We start from the raw sequence: 13,332 nt of genomic DNA, 5'->3' as shown, positions 1-13,332 counted from the left end.
AGGCGTTGTCAATCAACAGGTTGCACCGCATCGCCCAGCCGAACCCGCCCGGACTGCACCACCTCGGCATACCATCCCCCATGCCCGCGCACGGCCGAATAGCCGCCCTTGCCCAGCGCCTCCTCCATCCGGCTGCACGGCGCACAGATCACCGTAATGCGCAGGATCGCCTCCCCCACCTGCACCTCACGCCCCTTGAGCGCGGCCAGATTGATCCCCGAAACCAGCAGATTACGCCGTAGGGTTTCCGGCGCGACTGGCCCTTGCCCCAGATAGCTGCCGATCGCCGCCAGATGTTCCTGCTGGATCAATGACACCGCCCGTTTGCCCGCTCGGCTGCGGTCGCCCTCCAGACCATCGCCAGAGATCATTGCAGACTCGACAGCCTGCAACTTTGCGCGCCGGTCAGGCCGCAGGCCGATCCACTTGACACGCCCGGGCCGCGCCCATCCGGCTATGAGGTTTTTCAGAGACATGAAAAGCACCAATAAGAATGCGAGAAAAAGATAGCCCAAGCGATTGCAACGTTCACCGCTGTTCTCTTGCTAGCCTTCCAAACGTAAGCCCGAAGGGCAATAACGTCCTCGGGCCGTACATACGACTTAGGTGCCGGCAACATTTGACCTTTTGCCCGAATAGGCTCGTAGAAGACACTTAAGCGGGCGCGCATGATATCGGTCCGGAGTATCGACATACACCAAATCGAAAACGCAAACCAAGCAAGCGCAAGTGAGGCACTGACGACCTCCAGAGCTCTTTCAAATTCCATTAGTTCCAAAAGGTGTTCCATGAGGCTGTTAGATTCTTCAAAGTTTGTCCACATGTCGGCAGCAAACTGATCTTGCAAGACTATTCTTCCCTGCCCCCTCTAAATCCTATCCATTGCCCCCACCAACCTCATCCGCTATCACACCGCCCAACTCAATTTCCCCGACCCAGAGGACGCGACATGGCCGCCTATCAATATGTCTACCACATGCAGGGTGTCTCCAAGACCTATCCCGGTGGCAAGAAGTGCTTTGAAAACATCCACCTGAGCTTTCTGCCCGGCGTGAAAATCGGTGTCGTCGGCGTCAACGGCGCGGGTAAATCGACCCTGATGAAGATCATGGCTGGCCTCGACACCGACTTCACCGGTGAGGCCTGGGCGGCCGAGGGTGCCAAGGTCGGCTATCTGCCGCAGGAACCGCAGCTGGATGAATCGCTGACTGTCCGCGAAAACGTCATGCTGGGCGTGGCCTCGAAAAAGGCCAAGGTTGATCGGTTCAACGAGATTGCCATGGAGATCGCCGAGAACTACTCGGACGAGCTGATGGAGGAAATGACCACCCTGCAGGACGCGATCGACGCCGAGAACCTGTGGGACCTCGACAGCCAGATCGACGTCTCAATGGAGGCGCTACGCTGCCCGCCGGACGACGCCAACATCGCCAACCTCTCGGGTGGTGAGAAACGCCGCGTGGCGCTCTGCAAGCTGCTATTGGAAGCGCCCGACATGCTGCTGCTGGACGAACCGACCAACCATCTGGACGCCGAGACCATCGCCTGGCTGCAACAGCACCTGATCGATTACAAAGGCACCATCCTGATCGTCACCCACGACCGTTACTTCCTGGATGACATCACCGGCTGGATCCTCGAACTCGACCGTGGCCGCGGCATTCCGTACGAGGGCAACTATTCGGCATGGCTGGAACAAAAGGCCAAACGGCTGGAACAGGAAGCACGCGAGGACAAGTCCAAGCAGAAGACCCTGCAGCGCGAGCTGGAATGGATGCGTCAGGGCCAGAAGGCTCGTCAGGCCAAATCAAAAGCCCGGATCAACGCCTATAACGAGTTGGCCGAACAGTCCGAACGCGAAAAGCTGACTCGCGCCCAGATCGTCATACCCAACGGCCAGCGCCTTGGCGGCAAGGTGATCGAGGTTGAGGGGCTGTCGAAACACATGGGCGACAAGCAACTGATCGAAGGGCTCGACTTCGCCCTGCCCCCCGGCGGTATCGTCGGCGTCATCGGCCCCAACGGTGCCGGTAAATCGACCCTGTTCAAGATGCTCACCGGTCAGGAACAGCCCGACAGCGGCACCATCACGCTGGGCGACACAGTCGAGCTGTCCTATGTCGACCAGTCCCGCGACGACCTGAAAGACAACGACACCGTGTGGGAGGCGATCACCGGAGGCGCCGAGATCATCCAGCTGGGCGACGCGCAGGTCAATTCCCGCGCCTATTGTTCGTCCTTCAACTTCAAGGGCGGCGACCAGCAGAAGAAAGTTTCGCTGCTGTCAGGCGGTGAGCGCAACCGCGTCCACATGGCCCGCCTGCTAAAAGAGGGCGGCAACGTCCTACTGCTCGACGAACCGACCAACGATTTGGACGTCGAAACCCTGCGCGCGTTGGAAGATGCTCTGGTCGACTTCGCCGGCTGCGCCGTGGTTATCTCGCACGACCGTTTCTTCCTCGACCGGATTTGCACGCATATATTGGCGTTCGAAGGTGATGCGCACGTGGAATGGTTCGAGGGCAACTTCGAGGATTACGAAGAGGACAAAAAACGCCGCCTGGGACCAGACGCGCTGGAGCCCAAGCGGTTGAAGCACAAGAAGTTTGCTCGGTAGAAAACTCTTAGCCTTGCAGCTTTTTGAATTGCATGTCCTGGTTGTTTAATGCAGAAATCACCACATCTTAAAGTGGTGATTTCTATGGATTTAATTGTTAAACTTCCAGATCGAGACGTCGGTGATGACGAGCTAAGATCCCCCAAGCATCAAAAGAAATTTCTTCGAAATACACGGTCAATCTGTGTTCACACCTGTGGCACACCGTTCACCTCAAAGCAGATGTATTACGTAAAATTTATTGTTGGAGGTGTTTGTGTTCACGAGGGTATTTATTGCATCGACAGATTAGGGTCCCAAAAAGGTTATGTCATCGTCGGAGATGACAGAATTCTTGATGCCTGCGATTCACAACCGGTCCAATTAGCCATTCAAGAAGCCGACGCAGATTCAATCACAGAATGGCTCAAATCAAACGTCGACCCAGAGCGCAGAGCTTTAGGCACGATTCTGAGCGAAGACCTCAAAAAATCCGAGAAACTCCACCATGAGCTTTCAGATCTTGCGATTGAAGCACGAAAAAACTTTGAGAGTGCCCATCTCGAACGCGAAAAACTAAAAGCTTCGCGACGCTGGGTCTGGGGAATGTCAGCTGCAGCATTCGTTGGAGGTTCTTTGCTAGACCTTGGATTGCTCGAAGACAAATTTAATTTCACAATCGATCCACTTGCTCTTTTTGCAAGCGCGGTTTGCGTTTTGATTGTTCTTGTCCTGTCGTGGCTGAAGCTCAGAACAAAACAGTAAACGCGGTTTTCGCGATGGATCGACAAACGCAGCCCATCATTCGGATGCTCTACCAAATCGTACATGACCGAGGCTCCACCCGTCCGCACCTCGAAGCGTCCACTGAACGTTTCGCCATCTGCGCTAGACCGGCACTCACCCCCACACCAGTACGCCATGTGACTGCGGCAGTCCCTTCATTATGAATGGTATGTTTCCAAAACCTACGCCACCAAACAGCCGCTTCCACTGGGTAATCGCAAAAGCAGAGCGAAATACGCCATCTCGCGCGTCAACAGGTTTAACGATCGGCCCACCGGAGGCAATGTGAAAAAACTTGCCCCCCGCTTTCCGGACACGGCAGTAATTGCCTGTGTCCCGACACAATTACGTCCGTGTTTAAAATTCACTTAAAACCCGATCACCTGCACAACCCGCGCAGGGGTCACATCCTCACCTGCCACCCGAACTGATTTCTGCGGCCCGTCCCGACCGATCCTCAGCCGGGCCTCGATCTGCTTCATATGCTCCGGGCCGATGCGCGGGGTGGGACAAGTATCATCCTCCCACAGACCTTTTGAAATTCCGCCCGATACCGCCCAAGTAATCGCGCTGGGTTGCAGATCGCTTTCGGCAACTGCTGTTTGCCGCTCAAGCGTTTTCAGCATCTCGGCCATGATCTCGAAGCTCTCGCGAAAGGTGACGTCGTTCACCTTCGCCTCATCTGCATCTGCATCCCCGGCATTCAGACATTTGCGCGCAGCGAACAGCCAGTCATGTACCATATAGGCGGGCGCATAGCCCCAGGGGTTCAGCCCCTTTACCGGCTGCACCAGTCGTGGAATGCTACCCCCATCAGTGTACATCAGCCGCGGTTCGACCTCAGTGATATGCACCGCCCGCCCGTCCGTCTGTGCACCGCGCCGGAACATCAGCGCCCGCCCCTGCCGGTCCAAATCGGGGACATAGACAAACCGACCATCTCCGGCAGAGTCACTACCGCTATCTACCCACATCACCAGCAGCGATCCGGTGAACTCACCGGGTTGAGACTCGTCGTATATCCGGCTGCCGCATGCGGTCAGAACGGCCAGTGAAATCAGGGCAAGACTGCGGAAAATCATCGCGCGCTCCAATAAATTCAATCAATTGATCAAGCCTAGGACGATAATCGAAGCAGCGTCAAAACTTTCGGCGGATTTTTGTACAAAACGGAAAATTGGCCCTTTTTGCGCTGTACAAGCCGAACAATCTCCCTTGTCACACCCCCTTAGCGATGCCATATCCAAAGGGCTTACGTTTTTCTATTTCGACCTACTGTCTCCTTCTACGGCGTTCAGTCTATCGATACAGACAACGACGCCGGGCTGCCGCAACACCGTGGGCAGCACTAAACAGGAGACAACGGATATGCCCGCAGGCACCGTAAAATGGTTCAACACCACCAAAGGCTACGGCTTTATCGCACCCGAAGATGGCGGCAAAGACGTGTTTGTACACATCTCGTCCGTCGAGCGCTCGGGCCTGACCGGTCTGGCCGACAACCAAAAAGTCACTTACGAGCTACGCTCGGGTCGTGACGGCCGCGAAAGCGCGGACAACATCGAGCTTGCATAAGCTCTTGAAAGGGTGAGGTGATTTCCTCACCCTTTTTCATTTATGCATAGTTTTTCCGCAATCCTACTGTGGCATGCGGAATACATCACTTTTCAGTTATCCTTGCCCGACGATTGACCAAATCGGCTATCATTTTGAAAGTATAGTCATGATTTCTTTGGTCATTTGAAGGAACCCACCATGGTCACACGCCGCGTCTTTATGGCAGGTACCGCTGTCAGTTTGCTGCCCGGAATCGCCAGCGCCAAGAAAAAGGCGGTCGAGTATGATCCGACGCCACAATACGTGCGGATCAAGAAACAGTTCCTACCCGGACAGCTGCTCGTCGCCCCTAGATCTTTCTATCTGTACTACGTGACCGAACCCCGAAAAGCGATCCGCTATGGATGTGGTGTCGGCAAGGCCGGGCTGGAATTTACGGGCACGGCGACTATCGACGTCAAAAAAGAGTGGCCAACCTGGCGACCAACCGAAGAGATGATCGAACGGGATCCGGTTGCTTACGCCAAATTCAAGGACAACGACTATGTCCAACCCGGCGGTGGTGACAATCCGCTGGGTGCGCGAGCGCTGTATTTGTTTCAGAACGGCGTTGATACCTATTTCCGCATCCACGGGACTACACAGCCACAAACCATTGGCCGCGCCGTATCAAACGGGTGCATCAGGATGCTGAACGAGCATGTGATTGACCTCTATAACCGGGTTCCCGTCGGCACTGTCGTGACTGTTGTCTGACGCCATCTCAAGGCGCAGACCAATCCACATCGTTTGCCTCTTCGATCTGCAAACGACCATTCGGCCACGAGCGGGTAAGAGATTTCGCCCGCTCTTCTGATCCGTTCAGCCAGTCTTCGACATCTGATCGCTCAAGCAGAACACCCATGCGATGATGGATAGGTTTGACGTCAGCGTTGGGCTCACATGTCACCGCCGCGATCTGATCGATGGTCAAACCTCCGGGGGCCTGCCATCTGTCTGTGATCGCAGCAAAAAGCAATAGCGCACCATCTGCCGAGGAAATCCGCCAAGCCGTTTTACGGCGCTTTTCCCCGGTCCATTCATACCAACCATCCACGGGGATAATCGCCCTGCCAACTCCTTCGAAAGCAGTTTTGTCAAAGACAGTTTCAGATCTCGCGTTGATGATAGTCTCCATAACCGGGCGTCCCCGTGCATTCACGCGACCGACGGGGATCATACCCCAGCGCATCGAAACCAGCCCGTCACGGGTCAGCGCTAGCAAATCTTGTCCGGGTTGTATGTTCTTGCGAGCAGGCTGAGCATCCGGGGTTTCTGAAACTCCGAGAAACTGTGCGATGTCAGAAATCGGCCTTGTCAGAAAGAACCGCCCCGGCATACCTGCCTCCTATTTGCTCGCCTCTGTCACAAGTTCCAGCACCGTTGGTCCCAGATTTTCAACGATCAGCGCAACTCCTTGCGCATTTGGATGAATACCATCGGACTGCATGTATTGCGAAACTGCACCCGGATCGCCTTCTGCCTCAAGTCCAACAAAAAAGCTGTCGACAAAGAGTGTGTCGTACTTCTGTGCCAATTCGGGGTACATGCTATCGAATGCTTGTTTATAATCCGGGCCATAGTTGCCCGGCGCTTCCATCCCAACCAGCAAAACCTCGACCTCTGCCTTGTCCGCTGCATTCAGGATTTTATCCAAATTGGCGCGGGAGACTTCAGGGGCGATACCCCGCAGCAGATCATTCCCCCCCAACGCAACGATCATACCATCGACCTCGGGTGTTAGTGTCCATTCGACACGGGATGCACCGCCAGCAGTGGTGTCACCTGAAACACCTGCGTTGATCAGCCGGACATCTGCGCCCTGGGCATCCAGCCAGCGGCCAAGCTGTGGAACCAATCCGTCGTCCTCGATCAGGCCATATCCTTGTGTGAGTGAATCGCCCAGTGCGGCGATCACCACCGGTTCTGCTGTGGCAGCAAAGCCGCAACATGCAAACAGGCCCGACATCAAAGTCTTGCGCAATTTTTTTACCGCTCCATATCCCAATTGACTCCTCTCCTTCGGAAAGACCGATGACAACATCTGTTCTGGAACTCCAAAATGCCGCTTTGTCACTGGATGGCAATGCCGGGCGCGTTAAAATTCTGCACGACATCAACCTGACCGTGGCGCAAGGTGAAACACTTGGGTTGGTTGGCCCGTCCGGATCAGGAAAGTCCTCATTGCTTATGCTGATGGGCGGTCTCGAACAGGCGACTGGCGGCAAAGTAGCTGCCCTTGGACGCGATCTGACCAGCATGGGTGAAGATGAACTCGCCCGGTTCCGGCGCGATACGATGGGCGTGGTGTTTCAGAATTTCCACCTGATCCCCACCATGACCGCGCTGGAAAATGTGGCAACCCCTCTGGAACTGGCCGGTCACAAGGACGCGTTTCAGCGTGCCGAAGCTGAACTGGAGGCCGTAGGCCTGTCCCACCGCCGAGACCACTACCCGGCACAATTGTCGGGTGGCGAACAACAGCGCGTGGCTCTAGCCCGCGCGTCAGCTCCACGCCCCCAGATCCTTCTGGCGGATGAACCGACCGGCAATCTGGACGAGACAAACGGAGAGGCCATCGTCGAGCTTCTGTTTGGCCTTCGCGACAAACATGGCGCTACGCTGGTTCTGGTGACTCACAGTCATTCACTGGCAAGAAAATGTGACCGCGTTGCCCGATTGCGCGATGGACGCATTGCCGATGAAGCCCAGCGCGAGGCAGCAGAATGAGCCTGAGACTGGCCGGAAGGCTGGCTCGGCGCGAGCTTCGGGGCGGTCTACGTGGTTTTCGCGTATTTCTTGCCTGTCTTGCCCTTGGTGTGGCCGCAATCGCGGCTGTCGGTTCGGTACGCTACGCGATCCAGACCGGCCTGACGCAAGAGGGTGCATCGCTGCTGGGTGGCGATGCCGAACTTGAATTTACCTATCGCTTTGCAAGCGAAGAAGAACGCGCCTGGATGGAAAATACAGCGCTGGATGTGTCCGAAGTAGTCGACTTCCGATCCATGGCGGTTGTGCATCAAGGAGAAGATGCGGAAAGGGCGCTGACCCAGGTCAAATCCATCGACGACGCTTACCCATTGCTAGGGACAGTTACGCTGAACCCCGAAATGTCGCTGGCGGACGCGCTGAACGGATCGCAAGACCTGCCGGGTGCGGTGATGGATCCGGCGTTGATAGATCGCCTTGGCCTTTCAGTAGGTGATCGTTTCGCCCTTGGCACACAGGATTTCGTTTTGTCGGCAGCGCTGATGAACGAACCCGACGGTGCATCGGATGGGTTTGGGTTGGGCCCGCGCACACTGGTTCGCACACGCGATCTACAAGCATCCGGCCTGCTGGCTCCGGGCACCTTGTTCTCGACCAAATACCGTCTGGATTTGCCTCAAAATACCGATCTGGCCGTTTTGTCGTCCGAGGCTGATCGTGCATTCGACGGCACGGGTATGCGGTGGACCGACGCCCGCAATGGCGCACCCGGAATTGCCGAGTTCGTTGCCCGCCTCAGCGCCTTTCTTGTCCTAGTTGGCCTTTCGGGTCTGGCCGTTGGTGGCATCGGTGTGTCGGCTGCTGTACGGGCTTATCTTTCACAAAAGACCGAAACCATTGCGACCCTGCGAACTCTTGGGGCTGACCGGGCAACCATCTTTCAGACCTATGTGATCCAGATCGGAGTTTTGTCTGCAATCGGCATAACCATTGGCGTGGCACTGGGTGGTTTGGCACCGCTTATGCTGGCCCCGCTGATTGAAAGCCAACTGCCTGTGCCTGCGGTGTTTTCAATCTATCCGCAACCACTAGCCGAAGCCGCTCTGTATGGCCTTCTGACCGCCTTCCTGTTTACGCTCTGGCCACTGGCGAGAACCGAGGAGGTGCGCGCCGCAACTTTGTTCCGCGACGCTCTGACTTCCGCCCGCAGCATTCCGCGTCCGGTCTATGTGATCGCAACGGGTCTTGGGTTGGCAATCCTGATCGCCTCGGCGTCCTGGTTCAGTGGTTCAACCTGGCTGACCCTGTGGACAAGCGGCGGTCTGGCAGGCGCGCTGCTGCTGTTGTCACTGTCCGCGATTGGTATCCGCTGGCTAGCCCGTCGCGGTGCCCCATCGGCACGCGGGCGCCCTGCCCTGCGTTGGGCCCTGTCCGCTATTTCGGACCCGCGTGAAGGGGCTGCCTCGGTTGTTCTCTCGCTGGGGCTTGGCCTGTCGGTTCTGGCAGCTGTTGGACAAATCTACGGTACCCTGCGCAACGCGATTTCGGGAAACTTGCCGGATGTCGCGCCATCCTACTTCTTCGTCGATATCCAAAAGGATCAGATGCCCGGATTTTCCGAGCGGCTTGAGAACGATCCGGCTGTCAGCAGGATTGAAAGCGCACCGATGTTGCGTGGCATCATTTCACAGATAAACGGGCAACCTGCCCGAGAGGTCGCGGGCGATCACTGGGTCCTGGAGGGTGACAGAGGTGTAACCTACTCTGTGCTGCCGCCAGAGAATGCGCGCATCACCGGCGGCGCATGGTGGCCCGAAGACTATGATGGTCCGCCCCAAGTCAGCTTTGCCGCGGAAGAAGCGCTGGAAATGGGGCTGAAGCTTGGTGATGAATTGACGGTGAACATCCTGGGCCGGGATATCACCGCTGAACTGACGTCGTTCCGTGAAGTTGATTTTTCAACCGCAGGCATGGGCTTCATCATGTCTATGAACCCATCTGCGCTCGCAGGTGCTCCGCACAGTTTCATTGCGACTGTGTACGCTGAAGAACAGGCCGAAACAGCAATCCTGCGCGATCTGGCCGGGCAATTTCCAAACATCACAGCCATTCGGGTCAGAGATGCGATCGACCGGGTTTCAGGCCTGCTGGCAGGGCTCGCCGCTGCAACGTCTTATGGCGCAGGCGTATCGCTGCTAACCGGTTTCCTTGTCCTGATCGGAGCGGCCGCAGCAGGTGAGCCTGCCCGGCGTTACGAAGCAGCCGTCCTGAAAACACTTGGGGCGGACCGGCGACGTATCCTGATCAGCTTCGCCCTGCGTGCAATCCTGTTGGGCGCGGCAGCAGGGTTCGTCGCCCTGTTCACGGGCATTATGGGGGGCTGGGCCGTTGCCACCTACATCTTCGACACCGATTTTGCAGTGATCTGGCCGTCAGCACTGGGAATCGTGATCGCAGGTGTCGCGGTCACGTTGGGTGCCGGTTTGATCTTTGCGCTGCGCCCATTGTCAGTCAGACCGGCCCGTATTCTTCGGGCCAGCGACTGAAGTCAGCGCACGCAGGCAACCGGCTGAAGGATCTTGATCAACTGATCGTTGTCACAAACCAGCGCGTCCAGAGTGATCTCGTCCAGCGAGGCATAAAAAACTTCAGCCGCGTCCCTCAGGGCCAGGCGCAATCGGCAAGCATCTGTCAACGGGCAGGTGTTGTCGGCGTCCGCAAAGCACTCTGCAATCGGCAGGTTGCCTTCGACATGCCGAAAGACCGAACCGATACGAATCTGATCCGCCGGACGGGCCAGTGACATACCGCCATTGCGGCCTCGTTGCGTGCTCAGGTAGTTCAGCTGGCTCAGTTGGTTGATGACCTGCGCCAGATGGTTCTCCGAGATGTTGCACACTTCGGCAATCTCGGATTTCGTCACCAGCCGGTCCTGGTGCGCCGCACAATACATCAGCAGGCGCACGGCAATGTTCGTCCGTTTGGTAATCCGCATAAGGGCCTCCCTGAAATCAAGATGAAGCCTTATTGCATGTCCCGCAAAAAAGCGGTTTGACATACATCAATCGTCAGAAAGGACGCCGCTGGATATGGCAGACCCCTATTTCTTTGGCTACGGCAGCCTCGTGAATCTCTCCACGCATGATTTTCCAGACCCGCGACCTGCGCGTCTTAAGGGTTGGCGGCGGGCATGGCGGCATACAGACCTGCGCCCGGTCGCGTTTCTGACTGCGATCCCCGACCCCGAATGCGAGATTGACGGCATGATCGCCCATGTCCCTCGGAATGACTGGGCAGCCTTGGATGAGAGAGAATGGGCCTATGATCGCATCCCCGCGACGCAGTCGATCTCACATCCGTTGCAGCACGAAGTTGAGATCGCCGTTTATGCAGTACCGGCAGAGCGACAGAATGCATCTGATGGACCCCATCCGATTTTGCTGAGTTATATCGACGTTGTGGTTCAGGGATACCTGCGAGCCTTCGGGACCGAAGGTGCTGATCGTTTTTTTGCAACCACAGACGGGTGGGACGCGCCTATCTTAAACGACCGACCTGCGCCCCGTTATCCGCGTCACCAGCAACTAAAGCCATCTGAGACGGAGTTCGTGGATGATCGCCTCAAGCAGGTTTCTGCCAGGATTTCGGAGATAGCATAAGAAAGGCGGGGTAAAATACCCCGCCTTTTATGTCTCGAATTGTCCGTATGCAGTTATCCGCGCGCGCGGATCACCTGCAGCAATGGAAGCAAGCTCGCCATTTCCGGCCCCCGCTCCATCCCGGTTAGTGCCTTACGCAGTGGCATGAACAAGCCTTTGCCTTTGCGGCCTGTTGCCTCTTTTACGGCCTTGGTCCACTCACCCCAGGTTTCGCCGTTGAACGGTCCTTCGGGCAGCAGGGCCACTGCAGCGGCGATGAATTCGCGATCTTCTTCATCGATCAGCGGCTCGGCGCCATCACGGCACAGTTCCCACCAGCCTTTGAGATCGGACAGAGTGGTGATGTTCTCGCGTGCCATCGCCCAGAACGGTTCAGCAAGCTCTGCCGGAACCCCTGCATCAGCGACCGCATCGGTAACATCGGCCAGAGGCAGCGATTGCAGATGTCTGGCGGTCAGTGGGAACAGATCCTGCACGTCAAATTTGGTTGGCGCCGCACCGAACCGGTGAATGTCAAAACCTTCGATCAGTTCAGCCATGTCCGAACGCAGTTCAACCGGATCGGAAGAGCCAAGACGCGCCATCAAGCTCAGCAAAGCCATCGGTTGCACGCCCTGTTCACGCAGATCGCGCAGGGCCAGAGTGCCCAGACGCTTCGACAGCGCCTCACCCTGTGGCCCGGTCAGCAGCGAATGGTGTGCGAAACGCGGGCATGTGCCGCCCAGTGCTTCAATGATCTGAATCTGCGTTGCAGTGTTGGTCACGTGGTCCGAGCCGCGTACAACATCGGTTACACCCATCTCGGTATCATCAACCACTGACGCAATCGTATAGAGCACCTGACCGTCGCCGCGGATCAAAACCGGGTCAGAAACCGACGACGCATCGATCGAGATGTCGCCCAGAATGCCGTCAGTCCACTCAATCCGCTCATGATCCAGCTTAAAGCGCCAGACACCATTTCCACGTTCGGCGCGCAGTGCTTCTTTTTCAGCATCAGACAGGTTCAGCGCGGCGCGGTCATAGACCGGTGGCTTGCCCATATTCAGCTGTTTCTTGCGCTTGAGATCCAGCTCGGTCGGTGTCTCGAACGCCTCATAAAACCGGCCCATCTCGCGCAATTTATCGGCGGCCTCGGCATAACGGTCCAACCGTTCTGACTGACGCTCGACCTTGTCCCAATGCAGGCCCAGCCACTCCATATCCTGTTTGATGGCATCGACATATTCTTCTTTCGACCGCTCTGGGTCGGTATCATCGATGCGCAGGATGAACGTGCCGCCAGCCTTGCGGGCGATCAGATAGTTCATCAGGGCGGTGCGCAGGTTGCCCACATGGATGTAACCGGTGGGCGACGGGGCAAAACGGGTGGTGGTCATAGGTGTCTCCTGTTGGCGCGGCTCATCTCATATGAGCGCGATTTTGTCCAGCAGCGCCTGCGGAGACGTCTTGTTTTAGATCAGTTCAAATAGGTTCGACCGGCCAATGGCTCCCGAGATCATCCAGCCCGGCCAAGATAAGTTCAGAAAGAACATCAAGGTCTATATCCGACAGCTTGTTCACATACAGACATGACTTGCCCAGTTTGTGTTTTCCCAAACGGGACAGGATACCCCCGAAATCCGCGTAGCCGGGCATGATATAAATGGAATGCGCAGCCTTGCGGGGTGAAAATCCCGTAGCCAGAAAATCCCCCTCACGCCCTGACGCATAACGATAATGGTATCTGCCATAGCCAATGATCGAAGGGCCCCACATCACCGGTTCAAACCCGGTCACCTTTCGAAACAGCGCGTCCAGCACCCGTGCCTCGCCCGCTTTTTTGGATGGCGATACACCCGACAAAAAGCTGTCGACGCTTTGCGTTGTTTGAACGGTTTTGTTCTGGGATCGCGGCATTAACAAAATTTAACACGTAATGTTCAACCACGCAGCCCATTTCAATGGCGTATAAAGTGGCAAGACTCACGCGCCGACCTAATTCTC

General features: G+C 56.6%; 14 protein-coding genes. 7 read left to right on the top strand and 7 right to left on the bottom strand.

The window, feature by feature from the left end; translation table 11 throughout:
* Window positions 1–8: 8 nt before the first annotated feature.
* A complete protein-coding gene (locus ACR0CW_RS09675; protein ID WP_480787605.1) occupies window positions 9–476 on the bottom strand; it encodes an MOSC domain-containing protein in 468 nt (155 codons plus the stop codon).
* A 473-nt stretch (window positions 477–949) separates the two neighbouring features.
* Between ACR0CW_RS09675 and ettA the strand changes: the two genes are divergently transcribed.
* Both ettA and ACR0CW_RS09665 read left to right on the top strand, forming a co-directional pair.
* Complete coding sequence (gene ettA / locus ACR0CW_RS09670; protein WP_480787604.1) at window positions 950–2,617, top strand: energy-dependent translational throttle protein EttA; 1,668 nt, start codon at window positions 950–952, stop codon at window positions 2,615–2,617.
* Between the two features lie 48 nt (window positions 2,618–2,665).
* Entirely contained in the window at window positions 2,666–3,361 is a 696-nt protein-coding gene (locus ACR0CW_RS09665) for a hypothetical protein (protein WP_170332249.1), read from the top strand.
* Window positions 3,362–3,750: 389 nt separating this feature from the next.
* Here the strand turns inward: ACR0CW_RS09665 and ACR0CW_RS09660 are convergent, their stop codons facing one another.
* The gene (locus tag ACR0CW_RS09660) at window positions 3,751–4,464 is read right to left on the bottom strand and encodes a hypothetical protein (RefSeq protein ID WP_480787603.1); all 714 of its coding nucleotides are present in this window, start codon (window positions 4,462–4,464) and stop codon (window positions 3,751–3,753) included.
* A gap of 286 nt (window positions 4,465–4,750) precedes the next feature.
* Here ACR0CW_RS09660 and ACR0CW_RS09655 point away from each other — a divergent pair, with 286 nt between their 5' ends.
* Together ACR0CW_RS09655 and ACR0CW_RS09650 are read left to right on the top strand one after the other, a co-directional pair.
* Window positions 4,751–4,957 carry a cold-shock protein gene (locus ACR0CW_RS09655; RefSeq protein ID WP_155149991.1) on the top strand — a complete coding sequence of 69 codons (207 nt, stop codon included), beginning with the start codon at window positions 4,751–4,753 and terminating at the stop codon, window positions 4,955–4,957.
* Between the two features lie 180 nt (window positions 4,958–5,137).
* Entirely contained in the window at window positions 5,138–5,695 is a 558-nt protein-coding gene (locus ACR0CW_RS09650; protein ID WP_155149989.1) for a L,D-transpeptidase, read from the top strand.
* 7 nt (window positions 5,696–5,702) lie between these two features.
* Here the strand turns inward: ACR0CW_RS09650 and ACR0CW_RS09645 are convergent, their stop codons facing one another.
* Window positions 5,703–6,317: an SOS response-associated peptidase gene (locus ACR0CW_RS09645; protein ID WP_480787602.1), complete on the bottom strand. Its 615-nt coding sequence runs from the start codon at window positions 6,315–6,317 to the stop codon at window positions 5,703–5,705.
* A 9-nt stretch (window positions 6,318–6,326) separates the two neighbouring features.
* Window positions 6,327–6,947: an arylesterase gene (locus ACR0CW_RS09640; protein ID WP_480787601.1), complete on the bottom strand. Its 621-nt coding sequence runs from the start codon at window positions 6,945–6,947 to the stop codon at window positions 6,327–6,329.
* A 65-nt stretch (window positions 6,948–7,012) separates the two neighbouring features.
* Here ACR0CW_RS09640 and ACR0CW_RS09635 point away from each other — a divergent pair, with 65 nt between their 5' ends.
* Together ACR0CW_RS09635 and ACR0CW_RS09630 are read left to right on the top strand one after the other, a co-directional pair.
* Window positions 7,013–7,708, top strand: a complete 696-nt coding sequence (locus tag ACR0CW_RS09635; protein ID WP_480787600.1) for an ABC transporter ATP-binding protein — start codon at window positions 7,013–7,015, stop codon at window positions 7,706–7,708.
* Window positions 7,705–10,233 (top strand): ABC transporter permease, encoded by a 2,529-nt coding sequence (locus ACR0CW_RS09630; protein ID WP_480787599.1) that lies wholly within the window; start codon window positions 7,705–7,707, stop codon window positions 10,231–10,233. Before ACR0CW_RS09635 ends, ACR0CW_RS09630 begins: the two co-directional genes overlap by 4 nt.
* Window positions 10,234–10,235: 2 nt before the next feature.
* Here ACR0CW_RS09630 and ACR0CW_RS09625 read toward each other — a convergent pair whose 3' ends face one another.
* Window positions 10,236–10,682, bottom strand: coding sequence for an RrF2 family transcriptional regulator (locus ACR0CW_RS09625; protein ID WP_155149981.1), 447 nt, complete (start codon window positions 10,680–10,682; stop codon window positions 10,236–10,238).
* Between the two features lie 94 nt (window positions 10,683–10,776).
* On the opposite strand from ACR0CW_RS09625, the gene ACR0CW_RS09620 reads away from it, so the two are divergent.
* Window positions 10,777–11,346, top strand: coding sequence for a gamma-glutamylcyclotransferase family protein (locus ACR0CW_RS09620; RefSeq protein ID WP_480787598.1), 570 nt, complete (start codon window positions 10,777–10,779; stop codon window positions 11,344–11,346).
* A 53-nt stretch (window positions 11,347–11,399) separates the two neighbouring features.
* On the opposite strand, the gene gltX is transcribed toward ACR0CW_RS09620, so the two are convergent.
* Both gltX and ACR0CW_RS09610 read right to left on the bottom strand, forming a co-directional pair.
* Window positions 11,400–12,725 (bottom strand): glutamate--tRNA ligase, encoded by a 1,326-nt coding sequence (gltX, locus tag ACR0CW_RS09615; protein WP_480741331.1) that lies wholly within the window; start codon window positions 12,723–12,725, stop codon window positions 11,400–11,402.
* An 85-nt stretch (window positions 12,726–12,810) separates the two neighbouring features.
* Entirely contained in the window at window positions 12,811–13,245 is a 435-nt protein-coding gene (locus tag ACR0CW_RS09610) for a DUF1801 domain-containing protein (protein ID WP_480787597.1), read from the bottom strand.
* Window positions 13,246–13,332: the final 87 nt, after the last annotated feature.

It is taken from the genome of Ruegeria sp. CH6 (assembly GCF_056537005.1).
This window is presented reverse-complemented; position numbering and strand designations above follow the sequence as displayed.

Bases quoted from the DNA above. Each gene is read 5' to 3' on its own strand.
- ACR0CW_RS09660 (WP_480787603.1), bottom strand. From the start codon at position 4,464: ATGATTTTCCGCAGTCTTGCCCTGATTTCACTGGCCGTTCTGACCGCA.
- ACR0CW_RS09675 (WP_480787605.1), bottom strand. From the start codon at position 476: ATGTCTCTGAAAAACCTCATAGCCGGATGGGCGCGGCCCGGGCGTGTC.
- ACR0CW_RS09655 (WP_155149991.1), top strand. From the start codon at position 4,751: ATGCCCGCAGGCACCGTAAAATGGTTCAACACCACCAAAGGCTACGGC.
- gltX (WP_480741331.1), bottom strand. From the start codon at position 12,725: ATGACCACCACCCGTTTTGCCCCGTCGCCCACCGGTTACATCCATGTG.
- ACR0CW_RS09625 (WP_155149981.1), bottom strand. From the start codon at position 10,682: ATGCGGATTACCAAACGGACGAACATTGCCGTGCGCCTGCTGATGTAT.
- ACR0CW_RS09610 (WP_480787597.1), bottom strand. From the start codon at position 13,245: ATGCCGCGATCCCAGAACAAAACCGTTCAAACAACGCAAAGCGTCGAC.
- ettA (WP_480787604.1), top strand. From the start codon at position 950: ATGGCCGCCTATCAATATGTCTACCACATGCAGGGTGTCTCCAAGACC.
- ACR0CW_RS09645 (WP_480787602.1), bottom strand. From the start codon at position 6,317: ATGCCGGGGCGGTTCTTTCTGACAAGGCCGATTTCTGACATCGCACAG.
- ACR0CW_RS09650 (WP_155149989.1), top strand. From the start codon at position 5,138: ATGGTCACACGCCGCGTCTTTATGGCAGGTACCGCTGTCAGTTTGCTG.
- ACR0CW_RS09635 (WP_480787600.1), top strand. From the start codon at position 7,013: ATGACAACATCTGTTCTGGAACTCCAAAATGCCGCTTTGTCACTGGAT.
- ACR0CW_RS09640 (WP_480787601.1), bottom strand. From the start codon at position 6,947: ATGTCGGGCCTGTTTGCATGTTGCGGCTTTGCTGCCACAGCAGAACCG.
- ACR0CW_RS09665 (WP_170332249.1), top strand. From the start codon at position 2,666: ATGCAGAAATCACCACATCTTAAAGTGGTGATTTCTATGGATTTAATT.
- ACR0CW_RS09620 (WP_480787598.1), top strand. From the start codon at position 10,777: ATGGCAGACCCCTATTTCTTTGGCTACGGCAGCCTCGTGAATCTCTCC.
- ACR0CW_RS09630 (WP_480787599.1), top strand. From the start codon at position 7,705: ATGAGCCTGAGACTGGCCGGAAGGCTGGCTCGGCGCGAGCTTCGGGGC.